Genomic DNA, 3,794 nt, shown 5'->3' with positions numbered 1-3,794 from the left:
CTTTAATACTATCTAATACCTCAGCTTTTGATTTACTTCCATTTCTCAAATCTCTTACAGAAGCATCATAGTAATCAAATCGTCTTAACATATCCTGTTCAATGTCTAATAAATATTGTGCATAATCTTCATCTAAAACTCGAACCTTTTGAACATCTTTACTTTCTTCTTTCGAATTGGTTGATTTTTCTTTCGTTTCAGAAGCCTTAGATTTACTTGTTTCTTCTGTCTTTTCTTCTTTACTTGCCGAATCTTTTACTGTAACACAACCACTTAATAATATGGCAACTGGAACTGCAACCCCTATTAGTTTCTTCACTTTCATACCTCACACCTCATACCCCTTTGAGTAATATATTCTTAGTTGGTTTTACTAGCGATACTCTTTGCTGCTTCTTCAAACAGTTTTGAACCTTCTTGTGCTTTCGATACGGATTGATGCATTTTACTCTCGTCTTCTTGGTCTAATGCATCAAAGAGAAGTTGGAAACAATCCGCATACAGTTCCATTGACTGCTTTATCTTCGCCTGTTCTCCCTGTAACTCAGGAGGTGCTTGTAGATTCTTCAGTTTCGTTGTGGTTGCCTTTGCTCCCCCTAAACTCAGTTGTACTTCACTTTTCTTTTGTTTGTATGACTTTACGTCTGAACCTGCTATTCCTTCAATTAATTTCATTGTATCTTCAATTTGAGTAGCACTGTTTATGATATCTGACTTGTACCTTTCAACATCTGAACCAGTTACCTTACCAGTTGAAGAACTAGAAGAAGAACTTGGTTGACTACTTGATGAACTACTGTTTGTATCCTCACCTTTCGCTACAGATAAGCTATCCTCTTTCTTGCTATCAGTTGACTTACTCTCTTTCTCTACCTTTTGCGTTTCTTCTTTCTTTGGTTCAGCTTTCTTACCATCAGTTTCAATTGTAATACAACTACTCAATAACATAACTGGTAACGCTAAACTTACTAATTTCTTTGCTTTCATGCCCCTCATACCCCTTTATTTGTAAAATCCAGTGCAAACAAGTTAATATACTAAACTAATAAATTTTCCCCGAATAATTTATTAGAAACTATTATCCATAGATTGCCTGTATATTCACAATTTTTCTATATATATATCATTTTACAAAAAATCACAAATATGGTCAAAGGTATTTATGCAGTTTTTTAAGAGTAATTTACTAGATGGGGTCACCATATTAGATCCTTGCGTTGGGTTTTCCACCTCTTTTAGGTTTAGAATCATTATAGCAATGTAAATTTTGTATTATTATTTTTCTAACAAACAAATTGATTAAAAACTATACATTTTATTCATTTCTTTAAGTCTATTAAGATATCAAAAATACCTGTCTTTTAATATAAAACAAGTGTTTTTCTATATTTAAGCACTACTATTGAATGTAGGAATCTTTACCGCAATACTTACAGCATAAACAAAAAAGCCGCATTTGCGGCTCATAAACTTATAGGACTAACACATGCGTTCATTGAATTACTTACCGTTTAATCGCATCAACAATTAACGATGGAAAGCCAAGTTTGTTTCCTTGATTTCTAGAATCATATCTTTTTGAACGGAAGATAACACCATCGTCCGCATCCCATTCGATTGCCACAAGTACGTTTTTGGCATAACACACCTGCTATCTGTAAACTTATCAACTTTTTCTTGTTAAATATATAGTAAAAAAAGAGCCAATCTCCTATACGATAGAAGATTAGCTCTTTCCTTTATTTATTCACCTATTTCAGAAAATCGTTTAATACGTTCACCGATTTCATTACGAACACGTTGAAATTCAGACCACTCTTTTCCTGCCGGATCATCAAATCCCCAATGAACACGATGAACGTGCGGAGGTGTAGAAGGACAGACAGAATCTGCGTGGCTACAAAGAGTAACGACTAAATCAGCATTATTTAAAATGTTTGAATCAATCATATCTGATGTTTGATTTGTTATGTCGATATTTACTTCTTTCATCGCTTTAATAGCATTTGGATTTACTCCGTGTGCTTCAATGCCTGCAGAATAGACATTCCACTTATCTCCTAAGTATTGTTTGCCAAAGGCTTCTGCCATTTGACTTCGGCATGAATTTCCTGTACATAAAAAATAGATTGTTTTTTTGTTTTCCATGTTGTTTTCCGCCTTTGTTTTTAAATTAGACTGGTTGATCATTAAAATATTTACGTTTAAACCAAAAAGCAACGTTTACAAGTGCAATCATTACAGGTACTTCAACTAACGGTCCGATAACAGCTGCAAATGCTGCGCCTGAGTGAATACCAAACACACCAACTGCTACAGCAATTGCTAACTCAAAGTTGTTGCTACCTGCTGTAAATGCTAACGTTGTAGTCACCGAATAATTTGCACCAATTTTTCTTCCCATAAAGAAAGAAACAAAGAACATCACAATAAAATAGATTAATAACGGAATCGCTATTCTTACTACATCAAATGGTACGCTAACAATCATTTCTCCTTTTAAAGAGAACATGATGATAATCGTAAATAGTAATGCAATTAATGTAAGTGGACTAATCTTAGATATAAACACCTTTTCATACCACTGTCTTCCTTTTAGTTTCACTAATACAAATCGTGTTAACATACCGGCTATAAAAGGAATTCCCAAATAGATAAATACTGATTTCGCTACTTCTACCATTGTAATATCTACAATAGCCCCTTCAATTCCTAACCACTCTGGGATTACTGTTACAAACACGTATGCATAAACTGAGAAGAATAACATTTGGAATACTGAATTAAAAGCAACTAAACCTGCTGCATATTCTTTATCACCATCAGCTAGATCGTTCCACACAATTACCATTGCAATACAACGTGCTAAACCAATCATAATGAGCCCGACCATGTATTCTGGCTTATCAGGAAGAAAAATAATTGCTAAAGCAAACATAAGTACAGGTCCAATAATCCAGTTTTGTACTAAAGATAGAACCAACACTTTTACATCTTTAAATACCCGGCCCATTTCCTCGTAACGAACCTTCGCTAGCGGTGGATACATCATTAAAATCAAACCAACAGCAAGCGGGATAGACGTCGTTCCAACTTGTAATGTATTAAGTCCGTCTACTACACTAGGAAACACAAATCCTAAACCAATTCCAACAGCCATAGCTAGAAAAATCCATAATGTTAAATATCGATCTAGAAAAGATAAACGTTTCATTTTATTTTCCATCTCCTATTAACAACAAGAATTTTTATCTACTACGTTAGAAGTCGTGCAACAAGATGGATCTTCAATTTTATGAACATCACTATCTGCTTTTGTATAAAAGAACTCCCACTCGTTACCATCAGGATCCGTTACCCAAAACTTATCTTGAACCGCATAACAACAAGTAGTATCCATCTCATCACGTGCAAAGAAACCTTCTTTTTCTAATCTTTCTTTATGAAATGTAATTTCTTCAGCTGTCTCTACTTGGAAACCAAAATGATTTACCTGATTTCCCTTCACTTCATCTCGTACATTCAGTGTAAAATTAAGCCCTGGGTTTTCTAATAAAAATTTTGCATAATCCATTTTCACCTTAACTGGTGACACACCAAATACCTTTTCATAAAATTCAATAGACTTCTCTAAATCAGTAACATTTATACCAACATGAACATATCTCATAACTTATTCCTCCTCTTAAAATAATATTAATCAATTTTTTTTGATTAATAGGGCAAAATTTTAACAACAGCTCCCTTTTCCTGTTTTTCTAAAGATACAGCATAATTCTTCTGATAATAAATTA

At 33.8% G+C, this 3,794-nt stretch carries 4 protein-coding genes and 2 pseudogenes; all 6 read right to left on the bottom strand.

Translation table 11 applies throughout. The features are described from left to right. Positions 1 to 325: pseudogene (locus AB3X48_RS18990) on the bottom strand (DUF3994 domain-containing protein); the annotation flags it as partial. 35 nt (positions 326 to 360) lie between these two features. After that, positions 361 to 987, bottom strand: coding sequence for a DUF7018 domain-containing (lipo)protein (locus AB3X48_RS18985; protein WP_367959813.1), 627 nt, complete (start codon positions 985 to 987; stop codon positions 361 to 363). 517 nt (positions 988 to 1,504) lie between these two features. Then, positions 1,505 to 1,615, bottom strand: a pseudogene (locus AB3X48_RS18980) (class I SAM-dependent methyltransferase); the annotation flags it as partial. 128 nt (positions 1,616 to 1,743) lie between these two features. Beyond that, on the bottom strand, positions 1,744 to 2,148 hold the full coding sequence (gene arsC, locus AB3X48_RS18975) for an arsenate reductase (thioredoxin) (protein WP_088099212.1): 405 nt from the start codon (positions 2,146 to 2,148) through the stop codon (positions 1,744 to 1,746). A gap of 25 nt (positions 2,149 to 2,173) precedes the next feature. Continuing rightward, complete coding sequence (gene arsB / locus AB3X48_RS18970) at positions 2,174 to 3,214, bottom strand: ACR3 family arsenite efflux transporter (protein WP_088099213.1); 1,041 nt, start codon at positions 3,212 to 3,214, stop codon at positions 2,174 to 2,176. Between the two features lie 18 nt (positions 3,215 to 3,232). After that, entirely contained in the window at positions 3,233 to 3,670 is a 438-nt protein-coding gene (locus AB3X48_RS18965; protein ID WP_016105338.1) for an ArsI/CadI family heavy metal resistance metalloenzyme, read from the bottom strand. Positions 3,671 to 3,794: the final 124 nt, after the last annotated feature.

Source organism: Bacillus sp. S4, from assembly GCF_040838205.1.
In the GTDB taxonomy this organism is placed as follows: domain Bacteria; phylum Bacillota; class Bacilli; order Bacillales; family Bacillaceae_G; genus Bacillus_A; species Bacillus_A cereus_U.
This window is presented reverse-complemented; position numbering and strand designations above follow the sequence as displayed.

Excerpts from the sequence above, each read along its gene's own strand:
- AB3X48_RS18965 (WP_016105338.1), bottom strand. The coding sequence starts at position 3,670 with ATGAGATATGTTCATGTTGGTATAAATGTTACTGATTTAGAGAAGTCT.
- AB3X48_RS18985 (WP_367959813.1), bottom strand. The coding sequence starts at position 987 with ATGAAAGCAAAGAAATTAGTAAGTTTAGCGTTACCAGTTATGTTATTG.
- arsC (WP_088099212.1), bottom strand. The coding sequence starts at position 2,148 with ATGGAAAACAAAAAAACAATCTATTTTTTATGTACAGGAAATTCATGC.
- arsB (WP_088099213.1), bottom strand. The coding sequence starts at position 3,214 with ATGAAACGTTTATCTTTTCTAGATCGATATTTAACATTATGGATTTTT.